This is a genomic window from Duganella kummerowiae (assembly GCF_053572355.1).
This window is the reverse complement of record NZ_JBKFEH010000009.1, coordinates 541,128-562,283: the sequence shown is the minus strand read 5'-3', so window position 1 is coordinate 562,283 and position 21,156 is coordinate 541,128. Positions and strand designations below refer to the sequence as shown.

The window sequence follows — 21,156 nt, the reverse complement described above, 5'->3', positions numbered from 1 at the left end:
TCATTCGGTAACCAAAACCCTGCAACCTGCAGGGAAATCATTGAATAATGAAATAACGGCCCTACCTGCACCTCATGATCCCATTTTCCATACTCGACCTGTCGCCGATCGCCGAGGGCAGCAACGCCTCCGCCTCGCTGCGCAACACCCTGGACCTGGCGCAGCACGGCGAGCGCTGGGGTTATCAACGCTACTGGGTGGCCGAACACCACGGCATGCCCGGCATCGCCAGCGCCGCCACGGCGGTGGTGATCGCGCATGTGGCCGGCGGCACCTCCACCATCCGGGTCGGGGCCGGCGGTATCATGCTGCCGAATCACTCGCCGCTGGTGATCGCCGAGCAGTTCGGCACCCTGGAGGCGCTGCATCCGGGCCGTATCGACCTGGGACTGGGCCGGGCGCCCGGCTCCGACCAGACCACGGCGCGCGCCCTGCGCCGCGACCTGCAATCGGACGCCGACCAATTCCCGCAGGACGTGCTGGAATTGCAGGATTACCTGTCCGACCAGCCGCGCCAGCGCGTGCTGGCGGTGCCGGGACATGGCGCCAAGGTGCCGCTGTGGATACTGGGCTCCAGCACTTTCGGCGCCCAGCTGGCCGCCCACCTGGGCCTGCCGTTTGCCTTTGCCTCGCACTTCGCGCCGCAAATGATGATGCAGGCGCTGGAGCTGTACCGGGCCAATTTCCGCCCGTCGGCGCAGCTGGCCCAACCGTACGCCATGCTGGGCTTTAACGTGTTCGCAGCCGACACCGACGAGGAAGCGCAGCTGCGCGCCACCTCCATGCAGCAGGCTTTCGTCAACCTGCGCAGCGGCCGGCCGTCGCGCCTGCCGCCGCCGCGTCCCGGCTACCGCGAGCAGCTCGGCCTGCCGGAGCAGATGATGCTCGACAGCGTGCTGTCCTGCTCCGCCATCGGCGGCCCGGACACCGTGGCGCGCCAGCTCAAGGCCTTCATCGCCCGTACCGGCGCCGACGAGCTGATGATCACCTCGCAAATCTACGAGCACGCCCACCGCCTGCGCTCCTACGAGATCACGGCCGAGGTGCGCCAGCAACTGGCGCGCGAACAAGCCGGACTGTAACAGCTCACCCGCGCCTGGGTGCTCATTGCGCCCAGCGCTGCCCCGCCGGCCGGCGCGTCCACCCGGCGGTCGGACGGCATGCCGCCTGCATCCCGGCATCTCCTGCAGAGTTGGCCCATCGCCGTTAAAATGGCCGGCTTGATTAGTGCAGGAGTACGTCGTGAGCCAGTCCCCGGCCCAGCCTGACATCCGCCCCGGCATGGTCTGGCTGCTGGCCAGCGCCACCGGGCTGATCGTCGCCAACCTTTATTACGCCCAGACCCTGATCGGCCCCATCGCCCGCGCCACCGGACTCGATCCGGGCGCGGCCGGACTGATTGTCACCCTGACCCAGATAGGCTACTGCCTGGGCCTGCTGTTCATCGTGCCGCTCGGCGATCTGCTGGAAAACCGCCGCCTCATTTTCAGCGCCCTGCTGCTGTCGGCCCTGGCCCTGGTGGTGGCCGCCAGCGCGGGCAGCGCCCTGCTGTTCCTGGCCTCGGCCTTCTGCATTGGGCTGGGCTCGGTGGCGGCGCAGATCGTGGTGCCGTTTGCCGCGCATCTTTCGCGTCCGGAGACCCGTGGCCAGACGGTCGGCAAGGTGATGAGCGGGCTGCTGCTGGGCATCATGCTGGCGCGGCCAGTGGCCAGCCTGGTGGCCGATGCGCTGGGCTGGCACGCGATTTTCGTGCTGTCGGCCATCACCACCACGGCGCTGGCCTTCCTGCTGCGCCAGCGCCTGCCGCTGCGCACGCCCGAGCACGCCGGGCTGCACTATTTTTCCCTGCTGGGATCGATGTGGCACCTGCTGTGCAGCACACCCATCCTGCGCCGCCGCGCGGCCTACCAGGCGTGCATGTTCGGGGCCTTCAGCCTGTTCTGGACCACGGTGTCGCTGGAATTGACGGGTCCCCACTTCCAGCTGAGCCAGACCGGCGTGGCCATCTTCGCGCTGGTGGGCGTGGCAGGCGCGATCGCCTCGCCCATCGCCGGCCGCCGCGCCGACCAGGGCAAGAGCCGTTCGACCACCGCCATGGCATTGCTCCTCGGCGCGCTGTCCTTCCTGGCGCCGCTACTGGTGGACGGCGGCTGGCTGATCGACCTGGGCGTGCTGGTGCTGGCGTCCATCGTGCTGGATATGGGGGTGTCCGCCAGCCTGGTGACGGGCCAGCGCGCCATCTTTGCCCTGGCGCCGGAAGTGCGCAGCCGCTTGAACGGGCTGTACATGGCGTTGTTCTTCATGGGCGGCGCGCTGGGATCCTCGCTGGGCGGCTGGATGTTTGCCCGCCACGGCTGGCACGGCGTGCTGCTGGCCGGCCTGTGCTTCCCGGCCGTCGCCCTGTGCGTATTTGCCACCGAATTCCTGGGGCGCCGGCGCGGATAGCAAACCCGGGGTCAGGTGTTGACCCCGGTGTTTTTACTTGGCGTTGCGCGGCTGACCGAACGGGTCGCCGGCCTTCCATTCCGGCATCCTGGCGCCGTTGGCGATCAAGCGGCCCAGGTTGAGCGTGTATTGCGCCATCTGCACCATGCCGCCCAAGTCCCAGCTGGGATCGTATTCATCGCCGACCTGGTGGTAGCGCTTGCCATATTCCTTGGATTTGGCGGCCGCGCCTTCCGGGTCCTTGAGGTAGTTGCGCCCGGACGAGATCGAGAACGCCGGCACCCCTTGCTTGGCAAAGCTGAAGTGGTCGCTGCGGAAGTAGCCGCCGCCCAGGTCCGGACGCGCCGGCGCGATCGCCAGCCCCATGCCCTTGGCCGCCTGCGCGGCCAGCTCGCCCAGCTCGGTACGCTCGCTGCCCTGCACGCCGATGTCGCGCGTGGCGCCAATGAAGTTCAGCGAGTCCAGGTTCAGGTTGGCGGCGGTCTTGTTGAGCGGCCACAGCGGCGCATCCGCATAGGCCGCGCTGCCCAGCAGGCCCTGCTCCTCGGCCGCCACCCACAGGAACATCTGGCTGCGCCTGGCCGGCGACTTGACGGCTTGCTGCGCCATGGCCAGCAGCGCGGCGCTGCCCGAGGCGTTGTCCACCGCGCCGTTGAAGATGGTATCGCCCGGACCGTCACCCTGCTTGCCCAGGTGGTCCCAGTGCGCGCTGTAGATCACCACTTCATCCTTCAGCTTGGGATCGGTGCCCGGCACCACGCCCGCCACGTTGAACTGCTCGATCTTGCGCACCGCCGCCTTCATCTCACCATCGAGCTTGAGGTCCAGCGGCACCGGCTTGAAGTCCTTGCGCTCTGCGGCCACGCGCAGCGCGTCCAGGTCCTGTCCGGCCGCCTTGAACACGGCGCGCGCCGCCTCTTCCGTCACCCAGCCCTGCAGCGGCGTGCCCAGGGTGCCGGCCGCCAGCTGGAAGCGCTCCACGCCCGACCAGCTGTTCTGGATCACGCTCCAGCCATACGAGGCGCTGGGGGTGGTGTGTATCAGCAGCACCCCGGCCGCGCCCTGGCGCTGGGCTTCCTCGAACTTGTAGGTCCAGCGGCCGTAGTAGGTCAGGCCCTTGCCGTTGAAGCGGTCGGGCTGCTCGGCCGTGGGCTGCGGATCGTTGACCATCATGACCAGGATCTTGCCCTTCACGTCCATGCCCTTGTAATCGTCCCACTGCTCGTCCGGGGCCGTGATGCCGTAGCCGACGAACACCAGCCCGGCGCCCTGGAAGCGGTGCGCGGCCTGGGCGTCGCCCGGCGCATACACCCAGTCGGCGCCGAAGTTCAGCGGCACGGCCTGGCCGCCGGCCACCAGCGCCAGCGTGCTGTCGGCCGCCTGGGTCTTGACGCCGGCGATCTTCACGGCCTGGCGGTAGCTGTTGCCGTTGGCCGGCTTCAGCCCGGCCGCCAGGGCCTGGTTCTCCAGGTAGGACACGGTCAGGTCGGCGCCGCGCTGGCCGGTGCCGCGCCCTTCCAGCAAGTCGCTGGACAGGAAGGCCAGGTGGGCGCGCAGCGGCGCCTCCTGCACGGCGGCGTCCCTGGCGCCGGCTGCAGGGGCAGAATGTACGGGATAGGCCAGCGCCAGGCTCATGGCCAGGGCGCAGGCAAGCAGGGTGGGGGTGGGTTTCTGCATGGTGTCCTATGGGGCGAGATAGCAAATGGCGGCCTTGGTTTTGCCGCGCGCACATTGTAAGTCATGGCACGGCCCGCGCTACAATGCCGGCATGACTGTTTCTTCCGCCCTGCCCTACGTGGGCCGTTTCGCGCCCTCGCCCACCGGCCCCCTGCATATCGGCTCGCTGGTGGCCGCCATGGCCAGCTACCTGGACGCCAAGGTGCACCACGGCGCCTGGCTGGTGCGCATCGAGGACGTGGACGGCGACCGCAACGTCGACGGCGCCGACCAGCACATCCTGGCCTCGCTGCAGCGCTGCGGCATGCATTGGGACGACGAAGTCACATGGCAGAGCCGGCGCACCTATCTTTACCTGGACGCTATCGCGCGCCTGGGCCATCGCGCCTATCCCTGCGGCTGCTCGCGGCGCGACATCGCCGAGGCCCAGCTGCGCCTGTCCGGCCGCCAGTCGCAAATCTACCCCGGCACCTGCCGCCACGGCCTGCCTCCGGGCAAGGAAGGACGCGCCCTGCGCCTGCGCCTGCCCCAGCCCTGCGTGGTGGCCTTCGAGGACCGCTGGGCCGGCCCGCAGCGCCAGGACCTGGAGGCCGAGGTGGGCGATGTCGTCATCCGCCGCGCCGACGGCTACTGGGCCTACCAGTTGGCCGTGGTGGTGGACGATGGCGACCAGCACGTCACCGACATCGTGCGCGGCGCCGACCTGCTGGACTCCACCCCGCGCCAGCTGGTGCTGCAACAGATGCTGGGCCTGCCGCAGCCGCGCTACCTGCACGTACCGGTGGTGGTCAATGAGCTAGGCGAGAAGCTGTCCAAGCAGACCGGCGCCCAGGCCTTCGACCGCGGCGCCGATCCCATCACCCTGCTGCGCGAGGCCCTGCTGCCGGCAGCGCGCTTCCTCGGCCTGGACCTGCAGGCCGCCAGCATCGAGGCTTTCTGGCGGGCGGCGGTTCCCGCCTGGGCCGCCCTGCTGCGCCAGTTACCGCGCGCCGATGCGTGCGGCATGCCGGCCGCCATCCGTCCTACACTGTCGGATTCTCTCTCGGAGGCGGCGCCATGGAAATCGAACTGAAGCTCTCGCTGAATCCGTCCGACAACGAACGCATGCAAGCGCACCCGCTGCTGGCCGGGCAAACGCCGGGGCGCAAGCACACCGTGGCCCATTACGTCGATACGCCGGAATTACTGCTGATGCGCCACGGCGCCGGCCTGCGCGTGCGCCGCAGCGGCGAAGCGTGGACACAGACCATGAAGGCGGGCGGCAGCGTGCAGAGCGGCCTGCACAGCCGCAACGAATGGGAAACGCCGGTCTCCGGCGCCCGCCCGCAGCTGGGCCGCCTGCGCAAGCAGATGGATGACGCACCCGAATGGCAGGCGCTGCTGGCCAAATCCGCTCTCAAGGACCAGCTGCAGACCCTGTTCACGGTCGAGGTGGAGCGCAGCCGCTGGGAACTGGCCTTCGAAGGCAGCCGCATCGAGCTGGTGCTCGATGTGGGACACATCATCTGTGGCGAGGCGCGCGAGCCGGTCAATGAAATCGAACTGGAGCTGCTGGAGGGCGAACCGGCCAGCCTGTTCCACGCCGCCCTGCAATTGCTGGACACCTTGCCGCTACACCTGAGCAATGCCAGCAAGGCCGAGCGCGGCTATGGGATGCTGCTGCAGCAGTTGCCCGCGCCGCACCACGCGGACCCCGTGCAGCTGGACCCGGAGGCCAGCACCGGAGAGGCTCTGCTGGCCATCGCCCACAACTGCCTGGCGCAAGTCCAGCACAATGAGGCCGCCGTCCTGGCCGGCGAAGGTGAAGGCGTGCACCAGATGCGGGTCGGGCTGCGCCGCCTGCGTTCCGCGCTCAAGCTGTTCGACGCCGTCGCGCCCTGCCCGCCAGAGCTGCAAGAGGAACTGTCATGGCTGGGCCAGGAACTGGGCGCCGCGCGCGACTGGGACGTGCTGGGCACATCGACCCTGGCCCAGGTCCCGGCTGCAGGGGCGTCCGATGGCGCCCTGCCAGGCGAGAGCGCCAAAGCCGGCCAGGCTGCCGCAACGCCGCGTGGCAAGGCGCAGGGCGGCGCGCGCGTGGCAAGCGGCGCGCCACGCGATGATGGCCAGGCAGGCCTGTCCGCCCTGGTGCGCGCCGAGGCCGACCAGCGGCGCACACAGGCGGCCGCCGCCCTGCGTTCGCCGCGCTATACCCGCCTGCAATTGACGCTGGCCCTGTGGCTGCTGGAACTGGAGTCGGCCCGTGCCGCCGCGCCGCTGTCCGAGCCGGCCATCGCCTACGCCCAGGAAGCGCTGGACCAGCTGCACCGCCGCCTGTTCAAGCGCGCCCGCCGCGCCCGGCACGGCGACGAGCAGGATGTGCATCGCCTGCGCATTGCCGCCAAGCGCGCCCGCTACGCGCTGGAATTCTTCCAGCCCCTGTACCGCGCCAAGGCCGCGCGACGCTACCTCAAGACCCTGGCCGGCCTGCAGGATGCACTGGGCCTGCACAACGACCTGGCCGTGGCCGGCGGCCTGCTGCGCGAGTTGGCCCAGCGCCAGCCACAGGCTGCGGCCGACATCGGCTACGCGCGCGGCTACCTTGCACGCCATCAGGCCGACGGCGCCCGCATCCGACGCGCCCACCGCCAGCTGTCTTCCCTCAAGCTGCCGCGCCCCGCCTGAGCAGCTGCGCAGGCCGGCAGCAGCCCCACGCCCTAGGCGCGCGTCCGCCTGCCCGCCCCGGCCCGCCCCTGCTGGCCCTCCAGCTCCTGCCGCACCAGGGCCTGGCCGTGCTCGGCCACGAAGTCCTGGAACGAAGCCGCCACCTTGGGGATGGGCTCGTCGCGCAAATGCATGATGTGCCAGTCCGCCTCCACCGGATGCTCGCGCATCGGCAGCACCGCCAGCAGGCCGGCCTCGAACTCCAGGGCGCAGGCGTGTACGGACAAAAAGCCCACACCCAGCCCGGCCGCCACCATGCGCTTGATGGCCTCGTTGCTGGACACCTCGGACCCAAAATCGAAACGGTGACCCTGTTCGCGGAACAGGCGCTCGATGGCGGTACGCGTGCCCGAACCGCGCTCGCGTACCAGCAGGTTGGATGCCATCACCTCGTCCAGCGTCACGCGCCGCTTGCGCATCAGCGCATGCCCGGGACTGGCCACGAACGCCATGGGATGGCGCGCGAAGCGGGCCGCCCGCAGGCGCAGCTCGCGCGGCGGGGTACCCATGATGGCCAGGTCGATTTCCTGGCGCGCCAGCATGCTGACGATCTCTGACCGGTTCCCCACCTGCAGCTTCAGGCGCACGTCGGGCCGCTCCAGCGTGAACGGCACCAGCAGCGGCGGCAGCAGGTGCTCGGCGGTCATCACCGCGCCTATGCGCAGGGTGCCGCTGGTGACGCCCTGCAGCGCCGCCAGTTCGTCGCCGGCCTGCTCCCACAAGTGCAGGATGCGCTCGGCGAAGGTCAGCATCACCTCCCCGGCCGCCGTCAGCTGCACGTTGCGGCCCACCTTGCGCGTGAGGGCCATGCCCGCCACCTGCTCCAGTGTGCGTAATTGCAACGATACGGCAGGCTGCGTGACGTGCAGCGCATCGGCCGCGCGCGACACGCTCTCGTGGCGCGCCACCAGCTGCAGCGCCTGCAGCTGGCGGAAACTGGCGTGATACATAAGGCGTTCCTTATCAATTGTTGAAAAACTTTAATTTTTCTTGGAATATTAACCGATTTATATTTAGAGGGCGTTCCAAAATGAGCGTGGCAAGGCGCGGCTACGAAGACAGTGCGCCTGCACGGCGAGGAGCTGCAACGCCGCCATGGTCATTTTGAAACGTCCTCTTAGCCTCATCCCCTCACCCACTGCGTAAGGTTCGCCATGAGCATAGACGTGATCTTCATCGGCCTGGACGGCGTTTTGTTCGACACCGAAGCCCAGCACCTGGCCGCCTGCAACGCGGCGCTGGCCGATTCCGGCCTCGCCCCCTGGACCCTGCCGGCCCTGCGCCTGGCGGCGCGCAGCCACGGCTACGCGCACGCCCTGTGCGGCGCGGTCGCCTCCGAACCGCTGGCGCGCGACCGCCGCTGGAAAGCCCGCCTGCTGGCCGATTGGGCGCGCCACTTCCAGCGCGAGATCACCTCCCGCGCCCCGCAGGCCGCGCGCGCCACCCTGGCCCTGATCGAGGAAGCGCGCGAAGCCGGCTGCAAGCTGTCCGTGATTTCCGACCTGCCGGCCGCCGCCAGCGCCGCCCTGCTGGAGCAAGCCTTTGGCGACGAGGTCACCAGCCTGTTCGCGGTGGTGGCCGGGGACGCCCGCTTCAAGGGTCCGGCCGGCACCGGCCCCTACGCACGCGCCCTGCACGCCATGGGCATCGCCCCGGCCGACGGCATCGCCATCGATACCTCGCTGACCGCGCTGCGCGCCGCCGAGGACAGCGGTTTGTGGACGGTGTCGGTGCCGCCCTGCGGCAGCGAAGCGGCGCGCGGCCGCCTGATCGGCTACCACGACCTGCGCGAACTGCGCATCAGCCCCTTCACCGCCAACCCGCAGGAGCGCGACGCCCTGGCCGCCTGACATCAACCGGCCAGCGGCAGGGTCAGCACGAAACGGGTGCCGGCCCCCAGCGTGCTCTCGACCTCGATGCGCCCGCGCAGCACGCCGTACACGATGTTGTAGACGATGTTCAGCCCCAGCCCGGAGCCGCCGCGTCCCAGCTTGGTGGTGAAGAAGGGATCGTAGATGCGGCCCAGGTGCTCGGGTGCGATGCCGTCGCCGTTGTCGCTGACGGTCAAGGTGACCTGGCCCGGCCCGGCGTGGCGCGCCGACAGCACGATCTCGCCCGCGCCGCGCCGCTCGAAGGCGTGCGTCAGGCCGTTGTTGATCAGGTTGATCAGGACCTGGCCCAGCGGACCGGGGAAGCTGTGCATTTCAATGTCGGCGGCAATCTCCTGGCGCACCGTGTGGCCGGACTTGCGGAAAGTGGGCGCCAGCACCAGCAGAATCTCGTTCACCAGGTCGGACAGCAGGAAGCTGCGGCTCTGCGAACTGGTGCGGTCCACCGCCACCTGCTTGAAGCTGGCCACCAGGTCCACCGCGCGGTGCAGGTTGCGCTGCACGATCTCGGTGCCATTGACGATATCCTGCACGAAGCCCGCCAGCGCGGAGCGCTTGACGCCCTCCTCGCAGGCCTGGCGGAACATGCGGGTCTGGTCGACCAGGGTACTGACCGCCAGCAGGCTGTTGCCGATCGGCGTATTCAGCTCATGCGCAACCCCCGCCACCAGGGCGCCCAGCGCGGCCAGCTTCTCGCTGCGCACCAGTTCATCCTGGGCCCGCTGCAAGGTCTCCAGCGAGGCCGCCAGTTCGCGGTTGGCGCCCTGCATCTGGGCTGTGCGCAGCTGCACCAGCTCCTCCAGCCGGTCGCGGTACTGCATCAGCTCGATCTCGACCTTCTTGCGCTCCGAGATGTCGGTCGAGACGCCGCCGATGGCCCACATCTCGCCGCGTTCGTCGCGCAGGCAGAATTTCTCGGACAAATAGGTATGCCACACGCCGCCGGCGTCGGGCACAGACTCTTCGTAGGTGTAGGCTTCGCTACATTCCAGCACGGCGCGGTCGCCCTCGTTGATGGTGCGCGCCGCTTCGGGCGGGAACAGCTCGGCGTCGCGCCGGCCCAGCGGATCGGGCGAACCGGGCGCCAGCAGTTCGCGGAAGCGCCGGTTCACCATCAGGTAGCGGCCCTGGGTATCCTTGATGTAGATCACGGCCGAGGACTTGTCGACGATGCTCTCCAGCAGCGACTGGCTGCGCCGCAGTTCGGCGTCGCGCGTCTCCACCGCCGACAGCATGCTGTTGAAGGCGCGCGCCAACTGGCCCACCTCGCCATCGCTGCCGCCCGGTACGCGCACGTCGTAGCGCTGCTCGCGCGTGACCTGGTCGGCCACCCGCGACAGCGCCTGCAGTTCGCGCTGCAAGGCCAGCTCGCGCCAGCCAGCACGGCGCTGCGGCCGCTGCCGCCGCTTCGCACCGCCCCGCATCTTCCCCACCGGCGTCGCGCCCATGGCCCGTCCTTTCGTGTGGCTTTGATTCTATCCCAAAGGCAAGCTCCCCCTGTTCCTGTGGCGCAACAGTAAATACAGTGAATTCATCGCAGCAGTCAAAAAAATGATCGCTGGCCAGTGCGGTTGTGCCGGCTTGCTTCCAAAGCTATACTCGGATGCAACAAAACCAGGGAAATAGCACCATGTCCGCCGTCTACCGCGCCGCCGCCGACTTCGCCAAGCTGAACCACCCGATGCGCGTGCCGCTCTCCGCCGAGATCCATTCGCGCCCCTTCCTGCAACTGCAATCGCCCGAGACCCTGACCCACTTTGCGCTCTACTGCGCCCAGGAGCAGCCCTCGCAAAAGGTGCACCGCGCCACCCAGCACCGCATCCTGCAGGAGCTATGCCAGCATTTCGGGGTGCCGGTGCCCCACGGCCAGGCGCGCTACTTCTACCACGACTTCGGCCGCTTCCGCCTGAAATGGGAGTGCCACACCGAATTCGCCACCTATACCTTCGTCGAGCAAGGCGATGCCGCGCTGGACTGGCAGCAAGCCTTCGAACAGGCCCCGCTGCAGCACGTGCCGCAGGACTGGCTGGCCAGCCTGCACGGCAAGATCATCGTGGCGGCCCACGTGGTGCTGACCAATAACGGGCGCGACCAGCCCACCGACCTGGACAGCCTGCGCCAGCTCTTCCAGGGCAAGTCCCTGGTCGGCAGCAGCGTGGGCAGCGGCGCCGAGGTGTGGACCGACTTCCTGATACAGCCGGACGGCTTCAGCCGCTTCGTGGTGCGCGACCTGGGCCTGCGCGAGTTCCAGGCCGGCCGCCTGGTCGGCCGCCTGCTGGAAATCGAAACCTACCGCACCATGGCCCTGCTGGGCCTGCCGCAGGCGGAAGCCACCCAGCCCGAGCTGAACGGCATCGAAAATGAATTGTCGGAACTGACCGCCAAGCTGGTGCAGGCAGACGACAATGGCGCCGAGGAGCGCGAGGAACAGGCACTGCTGAACCGCATCAGCGGCCTGGCCGCGAGGGTCGAAAAGCTGTCGGTGGCCAACAGCTACCGCTTCGCCGCCTCGCAAGCCTATTTCAGCCTGGTGCAGGCGCGCATCCACGAGCTGCGCGAGACGCGCACGGTGGGCATACCCACCCTGGCCGAATTCATGGGCCGCCGCCTGGCGCCGGCCATGCATACCTGTACCTCGGTGGCGCAGCGGCAGGAGACCCTGGCGCAGCGTATCGCGCGCGGCAACGACCTGCTGCGCACCCGCGTCAGCATCGAACAGGAACGCCAGAACCGCAAGATCCTGCAATCGCTGGACGCGCGCGCGGCCCAGCAGCTGCACCTGCAGCAGGCTGTCGAAGGCCTGTCGGTGGTGGCGATCTCCTACTACACCCTGGGCCTGGTGGGCTATGCCGGCAAGGCGCTCAAGTCGGCCGGGGTGCCGGTCAACCCGGACGTGCTGACCGGGATGGCGGTGCCGGTGGTGCTGGCCGGCGTCTGGCTGGGCTTGCGCAAGCTGCACAAGCAGCTGACTTCAGCCGCCAGTGGCCTGGCCAAGCGCGGCAGAAATTGAACCCTCGTCCGGCAGCGCGTTGAGCTGCTCGCCGGCGGTCTCTGTCCACACCTCGGCAAAGCGGCCGGCCAGGAAGCTGGCGATGCGTTCCTGGGTCGCGGCCAGGTAGGGAATGTTCAGGTGGTCGGAATCGGGCACGATTTCGTCCGCGTGCAGCAGCGGCCCCAGGCGCTCCACCAGCAGGTCGGTGTGGGCATGCGGCACCACATCGTCCACCGCCGCGCGCAGCACATAGGTCGGCGCCTTCAGCAATGCGGCGTGCTTGACCGACTCGAAGCGGTGCTTGAGCACGTATTCGATGGGAATCGCGCGGAACTTGCGCTTGGCCAGTGACAGGATGGAATCGTAAGGGGTGATCAGCACCACCGAATGGGCGTCGCAACGCTGCGCCACCTGCACCGCCACCCCGGTGCCCAGGCTGCGGCCCACCACCGCCACCCGCCCGGCATCGACGTGATGGCGGTCGGCCAGCCACTGGTACAGCATGCAGCCGTCCGCAATCAGGTGTTCCTCGGCCGGGTCGCCGTGGGAATCGCCGTAGCCGCGGTAGTTTACGGCCAGCACCGCCATGCCGGGGAACAGGCTGCCGGCGTCGCGCGCCACCCACGACACTTCCTCCGAGCGCCCGCCGAAATACACCACGGCCGGATGCGGTCCGCGCTCGTACGGCGTCATCAGCCAGCCGTGCAAACGGGTGCCATCCTTGGAGCGCAGCAGGATTTGCCGGGTGCGGTGGCCGCTGCTGGCCGGCCGGTCGACCTCGCGTTTGTTGACCGGGTTGAACAGGATGCGCTTCTGGTTGGCCGCCACGGCCGCCGTCAATCCGGCCCAGGCCAGGCCGGCCAATCCCGCCAGCAGCCTGATTTTATTGATGCGTTTCATGTTTCGACTCTACTCTCGTTGCTTGCCGCTATTGTACGTTAGCGCACATAAAACTTGTATTTTCAACCATGCGCCATGCTTCCCCGTATCATGGTAGCTTGATTTCTTTTTGCTAGGAATATCGCCATGCGCGCCGACTTGTTTTCAGTCCGCCCCGACCTGAGACGGGCACAAACCGTGGATCAGGGGATCGCCCTGATCGAAAGCCATGGGCGCGCCGTCGCCTCGGCCTTCCTGGTGGGCGCCAACGTGCCGTTCAGCGTGATCGCACGGGTGCTGTCAGAACCGCCATCACGCCGCCGCGCCGGTCCGCGCCACTGACGGCGGCACGCCGGGCCAGATCCATCGGCGTCACCAAGGGGGCGTCCCCAAGGGCGGGGCCCAAGGGCGAGACCCAAGGGCGGGAGTATAATCCGCGCTTTTGAGCGCCGCGCACCGCCATGTCCACTACCGTCCCGCCATCGCCAGGCCGTCCGGCCGTCGTCCTGCTGCACAGTTCCATGAGTTCGCGCGCCCAGTGGGCCGAGCTGTGCGCCTTGCTGGCTGACCGCTACGAGTGCCACGCCATCGACCTGCTGGGCTATGGCGAGGCGCCCTTCCCGGCCGGCCCTGCGGCCGATTTCTCGCTGGCGGTGGAAGCCGGCGCGGCAGCGGCCGCCATCGATGCGCAGCTGGGCCCGCAGCGCCCCTTCCACCTGGTCGGACACTCCTACGGCGGCGCCACCGCGCTGCGGCTGGCGCGCCAGATGGGCGCACGCATCCTGTCGCTGGCCGTGTTCGAACCGGTGGCCTTCCACCTGCTGGAGCGCGGCGACCGGGCCCGCGCCGAAATCGAGGACGTCACCGCGCGCATCGCGGCGGCCGCCACGCCGCGCGACGCCACCCGCATCTTCATCGATTACTGGAACCGTCCCGGCGCCTTCGACGGCGCGCCGCCGGCCGTGCAGGACCGCTTCGTCGCCCAGATCGCCAAGGTCATGCTGGACTTCCAGGCCCTGATCGGCGACCCGGCCAGGCTGGCTGGTCTGGCCGCGCTGGAGATGCCGGCGCTGGTGCTGTCCGGACAAAGCAGCCCGCCGTCGACGCGCCATCTGGCGCAGCAGCTGGCCGCCGTGCTGCCGCACGCCAGCCATGCCGAAACGCGCGGCGGCCACATGGCGCCGATCACGCACGCGGCCGCCGTCAACCCGCACCTGATTGCATTCCTGGACCGCCAGGGCGAAAAAAAACCGGGCGCGCAGCCCGGTTTCTGATGCTACCCGCTTAGCGCTTGCGCGGCGGCGGCAGGTCCGTGCACGAACCTTCGTACACCTCGGCCGCCATGCCGATCGACTCGCCCAGGGTCGGGTGCGGGTGGATGGTCTTGCCGATGTCCACGCCGTCCGCGCCCATCTCGATGGCCAGCGCGATCTCGCCTATCATGTCGCCGGCATGGGTGCCGACGATGGTGCCGCCGATGACGCGGTGGGTCTCGGCGTCGAACAGCAGCTTGGTGAAGCCCTCGGCGCGGCCGTTGGCCACCGCGCGGCCGCTGGCGGCCCACGGGAAGTGGCCCTTCTCGACCTTGATGCCCTTGGCCTTGGCCTCGTCTTCCGTGATGCCGGCCCACGCCACTTCCGGATCGGTGTAGGCCACCGACGGTATCACCTTCACATCGAAGTGCGACTTCTGGCCGGCGGCGGCTTCGGCCGCCACGTGGCCTTCGTGCACCGCCTTGTGCGCCAGCATGGGCTGGCCCACCAGGTCGCCGATGGCGAAAATGTGCGGCACGTTGGTGCGCATCTGGCTGTCGACCGGGATGAAGCCGCGCTCGGTGACGGTCACGCCGGCCTTGTCGGCGGCGATCTTCTTGCCGTTCGGGCTGCGGCCCACGGCCACCAGCACCAGGTCGTACAGCTGCGGCGCCGGCGCGGTGGCGCCCGCCTCGGCGGCCTCGAAGCTGACCTTGATCCCTTCGGGCAGCGCTTCCACGGCCACCGTCCTGGTCTTGGTCATGATGTTATCGAAGCGCTTCTCGTTGTACTTCTGCCAGACCTTGACCGCGTCGCGGTCGGCGCCCTGCATCAGGCCGTCCATCATCTCGACCACGTCGATGCGCGCGCCGAAGGTGGAGTACACGGTGGCCATTTCCAGGCCGATGATGCCGCCGCCGATGACCAGCATGCGCTTCGGGATCTGGCGCAGTTCCAGCGCGCCGGTGGAATCGACGATGCGCGGGTCTTCCGGCACGAAAGGCAGCTTCACCACCGAGGAACCGGCGGCAATGATGGCCTGCTTGAACTGCACCACCTTCTTGCTGCCGTCGGCGGCCGTCACTTCGATGTGGTTGGCGCTGATGAACTGGCCCACGCCCTGCACCACGCTGACCTTGCGCGCCTTGGCCATGCCGGCCAGGCCGTTGGTCATGGTGGAGATCACGTTTTCCTTGTACTTGCGCACGCCGTCGATATCGATCTCGGGCTTGGCGAAGGTGATACCGCTCTTGGACAGGTGCGCGGTCTCGTCGACCACGGCGGCCAGGTGCAGCAGCGCCTTGGACGGGATGCAGCCCACGTTCAGGCACACGCCGCCCAGGGTCGAATAGCGCTCGACGATGACGGTGTTCAGGCCCAGGTCGGCGGCGCGGAAGGCGGCCGAGTAGCCGCCCGGGCCGCCGCCCAGCACCATCATGTCGACATTGAAGTCGACCTGGCCGCTGAACGAGCCGGCCACCGGGGCCGGCGCAGGTGCGGCGGCGGCAGGAGGTGCAGAGGCAGGTGCGGCGGCAGGCGCCGGTGCGGGAGCGGGAGCGGCGGCAGCGCCGGCGCTTTCCTCCACCAGCAGCACGACCACGCCTTCCTTGACCTTGTCGCCCACCTTGACCTTGAGTTCCTTGACCACGCCGGCGCGGTCGGACGGGATCTCCATCGAGGCCTTGTCGGACTCCACGGTGATCAGCGACTGGTCGGCCTTGATGGTGTCGCCCACCTTCACCATCACTTCGATCACTTCGACTTCGCTGAAGTCGCCGATGTTGGGTACTTTGACTTCTACAGTGCTCATCAATGGCTCCTTACAGCAAGACTTTGCGCATGTCGCCCAGCACTTCGCTCAGGTACACAGCGAAGCGCGCTCCCATCGCGCCGTCGATCACGCGGTGATCGTAGGACAGCGAGGTGCCCATCATCAGGCGCGGCTGGAAGGCCTTGCCATCCCATACAGGCTTGATGGAGGCCTTGGACAGGCCCAGGATGGCCACTTCCGGCGCATTCACGATAGGCGTGAAGTGGGTGCCGCCTATCCCGCCCAGCGACGAGATGGTGAAGGTGGCGCCCTGCATGTCGGCCGGTTTCAGCTTGCCTTCGCGGGCCTGCAGCGACAGCTCGGTCATCTCGCGGGCGATCTGCGACACCGATTTCTGGTCGGCGTTCTTGATCACGGGGACCACCAGGCCGTTCGGCGTGTCGGCGGCGAAGCCGATGTTGTAGTACTTCTTCAGGATCAGGTTCTCGCCCTTGGCGTCCAGGGACGAGTTAAACGCCGGGAATTTCTTCAGCGCGGCCACCGAAGCCTTGATCACGAAGGCCAGCATGGTCAGCTTGGCGGCATCCTTGTTCTTGGCGTTGGCGTTGTTGGTGTCGACGCGGAACTGCTCCAGGTCGGTGACGTCCGCCTCGTCGAACTGCGTGACGTGCGGGATCTGCACCCAGTTGCGGTGCAGGTTGGGACCGGAAATCTTCTTGATGCGCGACAGCGGCTGCAGCTCGGTTTCGCCGAACTTGCTGAAGTCCAGCGACGGCCATGGCAGCAGGTTCAGGCCCGCGCCGCCACCAGCGGCGGCAGCGGCCACCGGCGCGGCGGCGGCGCCGCTGATCACGCCCTTGACGTAGCTCTGCACGTCGGCCTGGGTGATGCGGCCTTTCGGACCGCTGCCCGGCACCTTGCCCAGGTCCACGCCCAGTTCGCGGGCGAACTTGCGTATCGAGGGCGAGGCGTGCGCCAGCTTGCCGGTGGCGACCGAACCTGCCGAAGCAGCGGCGGCAGGAGCCGGTGCGGCCGGGGCAGCGGCAGGCGCGGCGGCAGGAACAGGAGCAGAAGCAGGAGCCGGTGCGGCGGCTGCGGCCTGGGCGGCGGCAGCAGGTGCAGCAGGTGCGGCAGCACCGCCGGCGGCTTCCACCACCAGCACCAGCGAACCCTCGGCAACCTTGTCACCCACCTTGACCTTGATTTCCTTGACCACGCCGGCGGTGCTGGCCGGGATTTCCATCGAGGCCTTGTCGGATTCCACCGTGATCAGCGACTGGTCCACCTTGATGGTGTCGCCCACCTTGACCAGCACTTCGATGACTTCCACTTCCTTGAAGTCGCCGATGTCCGGCACCTTGACTTCCACCGGACCGCCGGCGGCGGCCGGGGCCGCAGCCGGGGCTGCAGCAGCGGCGGGCGCCGGGGCTGCGGCGGCAGGGGCCGGAGCGGCGGCCGGCGCGGCGGCGGCGCCATCGGCCTCCACCAGCAGCAGCAGCGAACCTTCGGCGACCTTGTCGCCCACCTTGATCTTGATTTCCTTGACGATGCCGGCGGCGCTGGACGGAATCTCCATCGAGGCCTTGTCCGACTCCACCGTGATCAGGGACTGGTCGACCTTGATGGTGTCGCCCACCTTGACCATCACTTCGATGACTTCGACTTCCTTGAAATCGCCGATATCCGGGACTTTAACTTCCACAATGCTCATAGCGTTTGCTCCGTATTCTCGTTATTGGGTCACCGGATTGGGTTTGTTCGGGTTCAGGCCGTACTTGGCGATGGCTTCCTCCACCACCGACACCGGCACCTTGCCTTCTTCCGACAGCGACTTCAGGGCGGCCACGGTGATGTAGTAGCGGTTCACCTCGAAGAATTCACGCAGCTTGACGCGGCTGTCCGAGCGGCCGAAGCCGTCGGTGCCCAGCACGCGGTAGGTGCGGTCCTTGGGCATGTACGGACGCACCTGCTCGGCGAACATGCGCACGTAGTCGGTGGTGGCGATGATCGGGCCTTCGCTGTCCTTCAGCACCGTGGTGGCGTACGGCACGCGCGGTTCCTTGTTCGGATTGACCAGGTTCCAGCGCTCGGCGTCCTGGCCGTCGCGCGCCACCAGGGTCAGCGAAGGAGCGGACCACACGTCGGCGGCGATGTTCCAGTCGTTCTTCAGCAGTTCCTGGGCGAATTGCGATTCGCGCAGGATGGTGCCGGAGCCGATCAGCTGCACGCGCTGCTTGAGCGATTTATCCCCTTCCTGCAGCAGGTACAGGCCTTTCAGGATGCCCTCTTCCTGGCCCGGCTTCAGGCCCGGATGCGGGTAGTTCTCGTTCATGATGGTGATGTAGTAGAACACATCTTCCTGTTCCGTCACCATGCGGCGCAGGCCGTCCTGCACGATCACCGCCAGTTCATGCGCGAAGGTGGGGTCGTAGGGCACGCAGTTGGGGATGGTGGCGGCCAGGATATGGCTGTGGCCATCCTCGTGCTGCAGGCCTTCGCCGTTCAGCGTGGTGCGGCCGGCGGTGCCGCCCATCAGGAAGCCGCGTGCGCGCATGTCGCCGGCGGCCCAGGCCAGGTCGCCGATACGCTGCATGCCGAACATCGAGTAGAACGTGTAGAACGGGATCATCACGCGGTTGTTGGTCGAGTACGAGGTCGCGGCGGCGATCCACGAGCTCATGCCGCCCGCTTCGTTGATACCCTCCTGCAGGATCTGGCCGGCCTTGTCTTCGCGGTAGTACATCACCTGGTCTTTATCGACCGGCTCGTACAGCTGGCCCTGCTGGTTGAAGATGCCGATCTGGCGGAACAGGCCTTCCATGCCGAAGGTGCGCGACTCGTCCACCAGGATGGGGACGATGCGCTGGCCCAGGCTGGAATCCTTCAGCAGCGCGGTGATGATGCGCACGAACGATTGCGTGGTCGAGATTTCACGGCCTTCGGCGGTGGCGTCCAGCACGTTCTGGAAGGTGCTCAGCGGCGGCACCACCAGGGTTTCATCGGCCTTCTGGCGGCGGTGCGGCAGGTAGCCGCCCAGCGCGGCGCGGCGCTCGTGCAGGTACTTGATCTCGGGCGCGTCGTCGGACGGCTTGAAGAACGGGATCTCGGCCAGCTTGTCGTCCGGGATGGGGATGTTGAAGCGGTCACGCATTTCGCGGATGGCTTCATCGTCCAGCTTCTTGGTCTGGTGCGCGGTGTTGCGCGCCTCGCCGGACTTGCCCATGCCGAAGCCCTTGACGGTCTTGACCAACAGCACAGTGGGCTGGCCCTTGTGTTCCTGCGCGACCTTGAAGGCGGCGTAGATCTTGTGCGGATCGTGGCCGCCGCGGGTCAGGCGCCAGATGTCGTCGTCGCTCATGTTGGCGACCATTTCCAGCAGCTTGGGATGCTTGCCGAAGAAGTGCTTGCGCACGTAGGCGCCATCCTTGGCCTTGTAGTTCTGGTATTCGCCGTCCACGGTTTCCATCATGACGCGCTGCAGGATGCCGTCCTTGTCCTTGGCCAGCAGGGCGTCCCAGCCCGGGCCCCAGACCACCTTGACCACGTTCCAGCCGGCGCCGCGGAAGTCCGCTTCCAGTTCCTGGATGATCTTGCCGTTGCCGCGCACCGGACCGTCCAGGCGCTGCAGGTTGCAGTTGACGACGATGACCAGGTTGTCCAGGCGTTCGCGCGCGGCCATGCCGATGGCGCCCATCGATTCCGGTTCGTCCATCTCGCCGTCGCCGCAGAAGGCCCACACCTTGCGGTTGGCGGTGTCGGCGATGTTACGGGCGTGCAGGTACTTCAGGAAGCGCGCCTGGTAGATGGCCATCAGCGGGCCCAGGCCCATGGACACGGTGGGGAACTGCCAGAAGTCCGGCATCAGTTTCGGGTGCGGATACGAGGACAGGCCCTTGCCGTCCACTTCGCGGCGGAAGTTCAGCAGCTGTTCTTCGCTCAGACGGCCTTCCAGAAAGGCGCGCGCGTACACGCCGGGCGAGGAGTGGCCCTGGATGTACAGCAGGTCGCCGCCGTGGTTTTCGGTGGGGGCGTGCCAGAAGTGGTTGAAGCCTATGCCCAGCATGTTGGCCAGCGAGGCGAAGGACGACAGGTGGCCGCCCAGGTCGCCGTCGGCGCGGTTGGCCTTGACCACCATGGCCATGGCGTTCCAGCGCATCCAGGAGCGCAGGCGCTCCTCGTATTCCAGGTTGCCGGGGCAATGCGCCTCCAGGTGGGCCGGGATGGTGTTGACGTAGGCAGTATTGGCGGAGAAGGGAATCTGGGCGCCGCGGCGGCGGGCCAGGTCGACCAGGCGCTCCATCAGGTAATGCGCGCGCTCCGGGCCTTCCTGTTCCAGCACCGCTTCCAGTGCCTCCAACCATTCTTTGGTTTCTTGCGAATCAGGATCGTTGGCGGTGAGCGCCGTAACCTGGTCGAGTTGAGCTGACATTGTGAGTCTCCTGTGTGATTGCCCGATTCCTGAAACGCCGTCGGACAGGTGGCGCTGATTATTTACCAATACTTCAATGGGTGCAGCGATTCTAGCAGTCCTTTTTTGCTTTTTCAAATTACGGTAAGTGATTTTACAATGTGAAATTTACCTTGATTTTTGGCGAATTTGTGTTGTGCGATGCAGCATGGACAGCGGGCCGGAAATGGCGCTGCCCATTTATAATGCGGTTTTCCTCTCCACCCGCCTATTACCATGTCTGCCCAACTGATCGACGGAATCGCCCTCTCCCAAAAACTGCGCGCCGAAATTGCTGCACGTGCGGCCAAACTGACTGCCGAAGGCAGGCAACCCGGCCTGGCCGTGATCCTGGTCGGCGAAGACCCCGCCAGCCACGTGTACGTGCGCAACAAGGTCAAGGCCTGCGGCGACGTCGGTTTCCATTCGGTGCTGGAAAAGTACGACGCCGACCTGACCGAGGCCGCCCTACTGGACCGTATCGCCGCCCTGAACGCCGATCCGTCCATCCACGGCATCCTGGTGCAGATGCCCCTGCCCAAGCACATCGATCCCACCAAGGTGATCGAAGCCATTTCCACCTCCAAGGACGTGGACGGCTACTCGGTGCTGAGCGCCGGCGAACTGATGACCGGCCTGGACGGCTTCCGCCCCTGCACCCCCTACGGCTGCATGAAGCTGATCGAATCCACCGGCCTCGACCTGCGCGGCAAGCACGCCGTGGTGATTGGCCGCAGCAACACGGTCGGCAAGCCCATGGCCCTGCTGCTCTTGCAAGCCAACGCCACCGTCACCATCTGCCATAGCGCCACCCCGGACCTGGGCGTGTACACCCGCCAGGCCGACGTGGTGGTGGCCGCCGTCGGCCGCCGCAACGTGCTGACCGCCGACATGGTCAAGCCCGGCGCGGTGGTGATCGACGTCGGTATGAACCGCGACGACGCCGGCAAGCTGTGCGGCGACGTGGATTTTGCAGGCATCAAGGAAGTGGCGTCGCACATCACGCCGGTGCCGGGCGGCGTCGGTCCGATGACCATTACCATGTTGCTGATGAACACGGTGGAAGCGGCCGAACGCAAGTAAGCTCAACAATATAGGAA

The 21,156-nt window shown here is 67.4% G+C and carries 16 protein-coding genes; 9 read left to right on the top strand and 7 right to left on the bottom strand.

Annotated elements, in window-relative coordinates:
• Window positions 1-74: 74 nt before the first annotated feature.
• Together ACLB1G_RS13495 and ACLB1G_RS13490 are read left to right on the top strand one after the other, a co-directional pair.
• Window positions 75-1,082: an LLM class flavin-dependent oxidoreductase gene (locus tag ACLB1G_RS13495; RefSeq protein ID WP_491627723.1), complete on the top strand. Its 1,008-nt coding sequence runs from the start codon at window positions 75-77 to the stop codon at window positions 1,080-1,082.
• Between the two features lie 199 nt (window positions 1,083-1,281).
• A complete protein-coding gene (locus ACLB1G_RS13490; RefSeq protein ID WP_491627766.1) occupies window positions 1,282-2,445 on the top strand; it encodes an MFS transporter in 1,164 nt (387 codons plus the stop codon).
• Window positions 2,446-2,478: 33 nt separating this feature from the next.
• Here the strand turns inward: ACLB1G_RS13490 and ACLB1G_RS13485 are convergent, their stop codons facing one another.
• Entirely contained in the window at window positions 2,479-4,122 is a 1,644-nt protein-coding gene (locus tag ACLB1G_RS13485; RefSeq protein ID WP_491627722.1) for a M28 family peptidase, read from the bottom strand.
• Between the two features lie 91 nt (window positions 4,123-4,213).
• Here ACLB1G_RS13485 and gluQRS point away from each other — a divergent pair, with 91 nt between their 5' ends.
• Together gluQRS and ACLB1G_RS13475 are read left to right on the top strand one after the other, a co-directional pair.
• A complete protein-coding gene (gene gluQRS, locus ACLB1G_RS13480) occupies window positions 4,214-5,194 on the top strand; it encodes a tRNA glutamyl-Q(34) synthetase GluQRS (protein WP_491627721.1) in 981 nt (326 codons plus the stop codon).
• Window positions 5,179-6,786: a CYTH and CHAD domain-containing protein gene (locus tag ACLB1G_RS13475; RefSeq protein ID WP_491627720.1), complete on the top strand. Its 1,608-nt coding sequence runs from the start codon at window positions 5,179-5,181 to the stop codon at window positions 6,784-6,786. Before gluQRS ends, ACLB1G_RS13475 begins: the two co-directional genes overlap by 16 nt.
• Before the next feature lie 32 nt (window positions 6,787-6,818).
• Here the strand turns inward: ACLB1G_RS13475 and ACLB1G_RS13470 are convergent, their stop codons facing one another.
• Window positions 6,819-7,775 carry a LysR substrate-binding domain-containing protein gene (locus ACLB1G_RS13470; protein WP_491627719.1) on the bottom strand — a complete coding sequence of 319 codons (957 nt, stop codon included), beginning with the start codon at window positions 7,773-7,775 and terminating at the stop codon, window positions 6,819-6,821.
• Between the two features lie 204 nt (window positions 7,776-7,979).
• On the opposite strand from ACLB1G_RS13470, the gene ACLB1G_RS13465 reads away from it, so the two are divergent.
• Entirely contained in the window at window positions 7,980-8,675 is a 696-nt protein-coding gene (locus tag ACLB1G_RS13465) for an HAD family hydrolase (RefSeq protein ID WP_491627718.1), read from the top strand.
• Between the two features lie 2 nt (window positions 8,676-8,677).
• Here the strand turns inward: ACLB1G_RS13465 and ACLB1G_RS13460 are convergent, their stop codons facing one another.
• Complete coding sequence (locus ACLB1G_RS13460; RefSeq protein WP_491627717.1) at window positions 8,678-10,162, bottom strand: ATP-binding protein; 1,485 nt, start codon at window positions 10,160-10,162, stop codon at window positions 8,678-8,680.
• A gap of 182 nt (window positions 10,163-10,344) precedes the next feature.
• Between ACLB1G_RS13460 and ACLB1G_RS13455 the strand changes: the two genes are divergently transcribed.
• Entirely contained in the window at window positions 10,345-11,724 is a 1,380-nt protein-coding gene (locus tag ACLB1G_RS13455; RefSeq protein WP_491627716.1) for a DUF3422 family protein, read from the top strand.
• On the opposite strand, the gene ACLB1G_RS13450 is transcribed toward ACLB1G_RS13455, so the two are convergent.
• Window positions 11,686-12,606 (bottom strand): alpha/beta hydrolase, encoded by a 921-nt coding sequence (locus ACLB1G_RS13450; protein ID WP_491627715.1) that lies wholly within the window; start codon window positions 12,604-12,606, stop codon window positions 11,686-11,688. The two genes, ACLB1G_RS13455 and ACLB1G_RS13450, sit on opposite strands and share 39 nt — an antisense overlap.
• Before the next feature lie 177 nt (window positions 12,607-12,783).
• Between ACLB1G_RS13450 and ACLB1G_RS13445 the strand changes: the two genes are divergently transcribed.
• Window positions 12,784-12,927, top strand: coding sequence for a hypothetical protein (locus ACLB1G_RS13445; RefSeq protein WP_491627714.1), 144 nt, complete (start codon window positions 12,784-12,786; stop codon window positions 12,925-12,927).
• Between the two features lie 119 nt (window positions 12,928-13,046).
• The gene (locus tag ACLB1G_RS13440; RefSeq protein ID WP_491627713.1) at window positions 13,047-13,859 is read left to right on the top strand and encodes an alpha/beta fold hydrolase; all 813 of its coding nucleotides are present in this window, start codon (window positions 13,047-13,049) and stop codon (window positions 13,857-13,859) included.
• A 10-nt stretch (window positions 13,860-13,869) separates the two neighbouring features.
• On the opposite strand, the gene lpdA is transcribed toward ACLB1G_RS13440, so the two are convergent.
• The 3 genes from lpdA to aceE are packed head-to-tail and all read right to left on the bottom strand — an operon-like array spanning window position 13,870 to window position 20,038.
• A complete protein-coding gene (lpdA, locus tag ACLB1G_RS13435) occupies window positions 13,870-15,648 on the bottom strand; it encodes a dihydrolipoyl dehydrogenase (protein WP_491627712.1) in 1,779 nt (592 codons plus the stop codon).
• Window positions 15,649-15,658: 10 nt separating this feature from the next.
• Entirely contained in the window at window positions 15,659-17,320 is a 1,662-nt protein-coding gene (aceF, locus tag ACLB1G_RS13430; protein WP_491627711.1) for a dihydrolipoyllysine-residue acetyltransferase, read from the bottom strand.
• Window positions 17,321-17,341: 21 nt separating this feature from the next.
• On the bottom strand, window positions 17,342-20,038 hold the full coding sequence (aceE, locus tag ACLB1G_RS13425) for a pyruvate dehydrogenase (acetyl-transferring), homodimeric type (protein ID WP_491627710.1): 2,697 nt from the start codon (window positions 20,036-20,038) through the stop codon (window positions 17,342-17,344).
• A 255-nt stretch (window positions 20,039-20,293) separates the two neighbouring features.
• Here aceE and folD point away from each other — a divergent pair, with 255 nt between their 5' ends.
• A complete protein-coding gene (gene folD, locus ACLB1G_RS13420; protein WP_491627709.1) occupies window positions 20,294-21,139 on the top strand; it encodes a bifunctional methylenetetrahydrofolate dehydrogenase/methenyltetrahydrofolate cyclohydrolase FolD in 846 nt (281 codons plus the stop codon).
• Window positions 21,140-21,156: the final 17 nt, after the last annotated feature.

Bases quoted from the DNA above. Each gene is read 5' to 3' on its own strand.
- ACLB1G_RS13495 (WP_491627723.1), top strand. From the start codon at position 75: ATGATCCCATTTTCCATACTCGACCTGTCGCCGATCGCCGAGGGCAGC.
- ACLB1G_RS13470 (WP_491627719.1), bottom strand. From the start codon at position 7,775: ATGTATCACGCCAGTTTCCGCCAGCTGCAGGCGCTGCAGCTGGTGGCG.
- ACLB1G_RS13475 (WP_491627720.1), top strand. From the start codon at position 5,179: ATGGAAATCGAACTGAAGCTCTCGCTGAATCCGTCCGACAACGAACGC.
- aceF (WP_491627711.1), bottom strand. From the start codon at position 17,320: ATGAGCATTGTGGAAGTTAAAGTCCCGGATATCGGCGATTTCAAGGAA.
- gluQRS (WP_491627721.1), top strand. From the start codon at position 4,214: ATGACTGTTTCTTCCGCCCTGCCCTACGTGGGCCGTTTCGCGCCCTCG.
- ACLB1G_RS13455 (WP_491627716.1), top strand. From the start codon at position 10,345: ATGTCCGCCGTCTACCGCGCCGCCGCCGACTTCGCCAAGCTGAACCAC.
- ACLB1G_RS13440 (WP_491627713.1), top strand. From the start codon at position 13,047: ATGTCCACTACCGTCCCGCCATCGCCAGGCCGTCCGGCCGTCGTCCTG.
- ACLB1G_RS13465 (WP_491627718.1), top strand. From the start codon at position 7,980: ATGAGCATAGACGTGATCTTCATCGGCCTGGACGGCGTTTTGTTCGAC.
- ACLB1G_RS13485 (WP_491627722.1), bottom strand. From the start codon at position 4,122: ATGCAGAAACCCACCCCCACCCTGCTTGCCTGCGCCCTGGCCATGAGC.
- folD (WP_491627709.1), top strand. From the start codon at position 20,294: ATGTCTGCCCAACTGATCGACGGAATCGCCCTCTCCCAAAAACTGCGC.
- ACLB1G_RS13460 (WP_491627717.1), bottom strand. From the start codon at position 10,162: ATGGGCGCGACGCCGGTGGGGAAGATGCGGGGCGGTGCGAAGCGGCGG.
- lpdA (WP_491627712.1), bottom strand. From the start codon at position 15,648: ATGAGCACTGTAGAAGTCAAAGTACCCAACATCGGCGACTTCAGCGAA.
- aceE (WP_491627710.1), bottom strand. From the start codon at position 20,038: ATGTCAGCTCAACTCGACCAGGTTACGGCGCTCACCGCCAACGATCCT.
- ACLB1G_RS13450 (WP_491627715.1), bottom strand. From the start codon at position 12,606: ATGAAACGCATCAATAAAATCAGGCTGCTGGCGGGATTGGCCGGCCTG.
- ACLB1G_RS13490 (WP_491627766.1), top strand. From the start codon at position 1,282: ATGGTCTGGCTGCTGGCCAGCGCCACCGGGCTGATCGTCGCCAACCTT.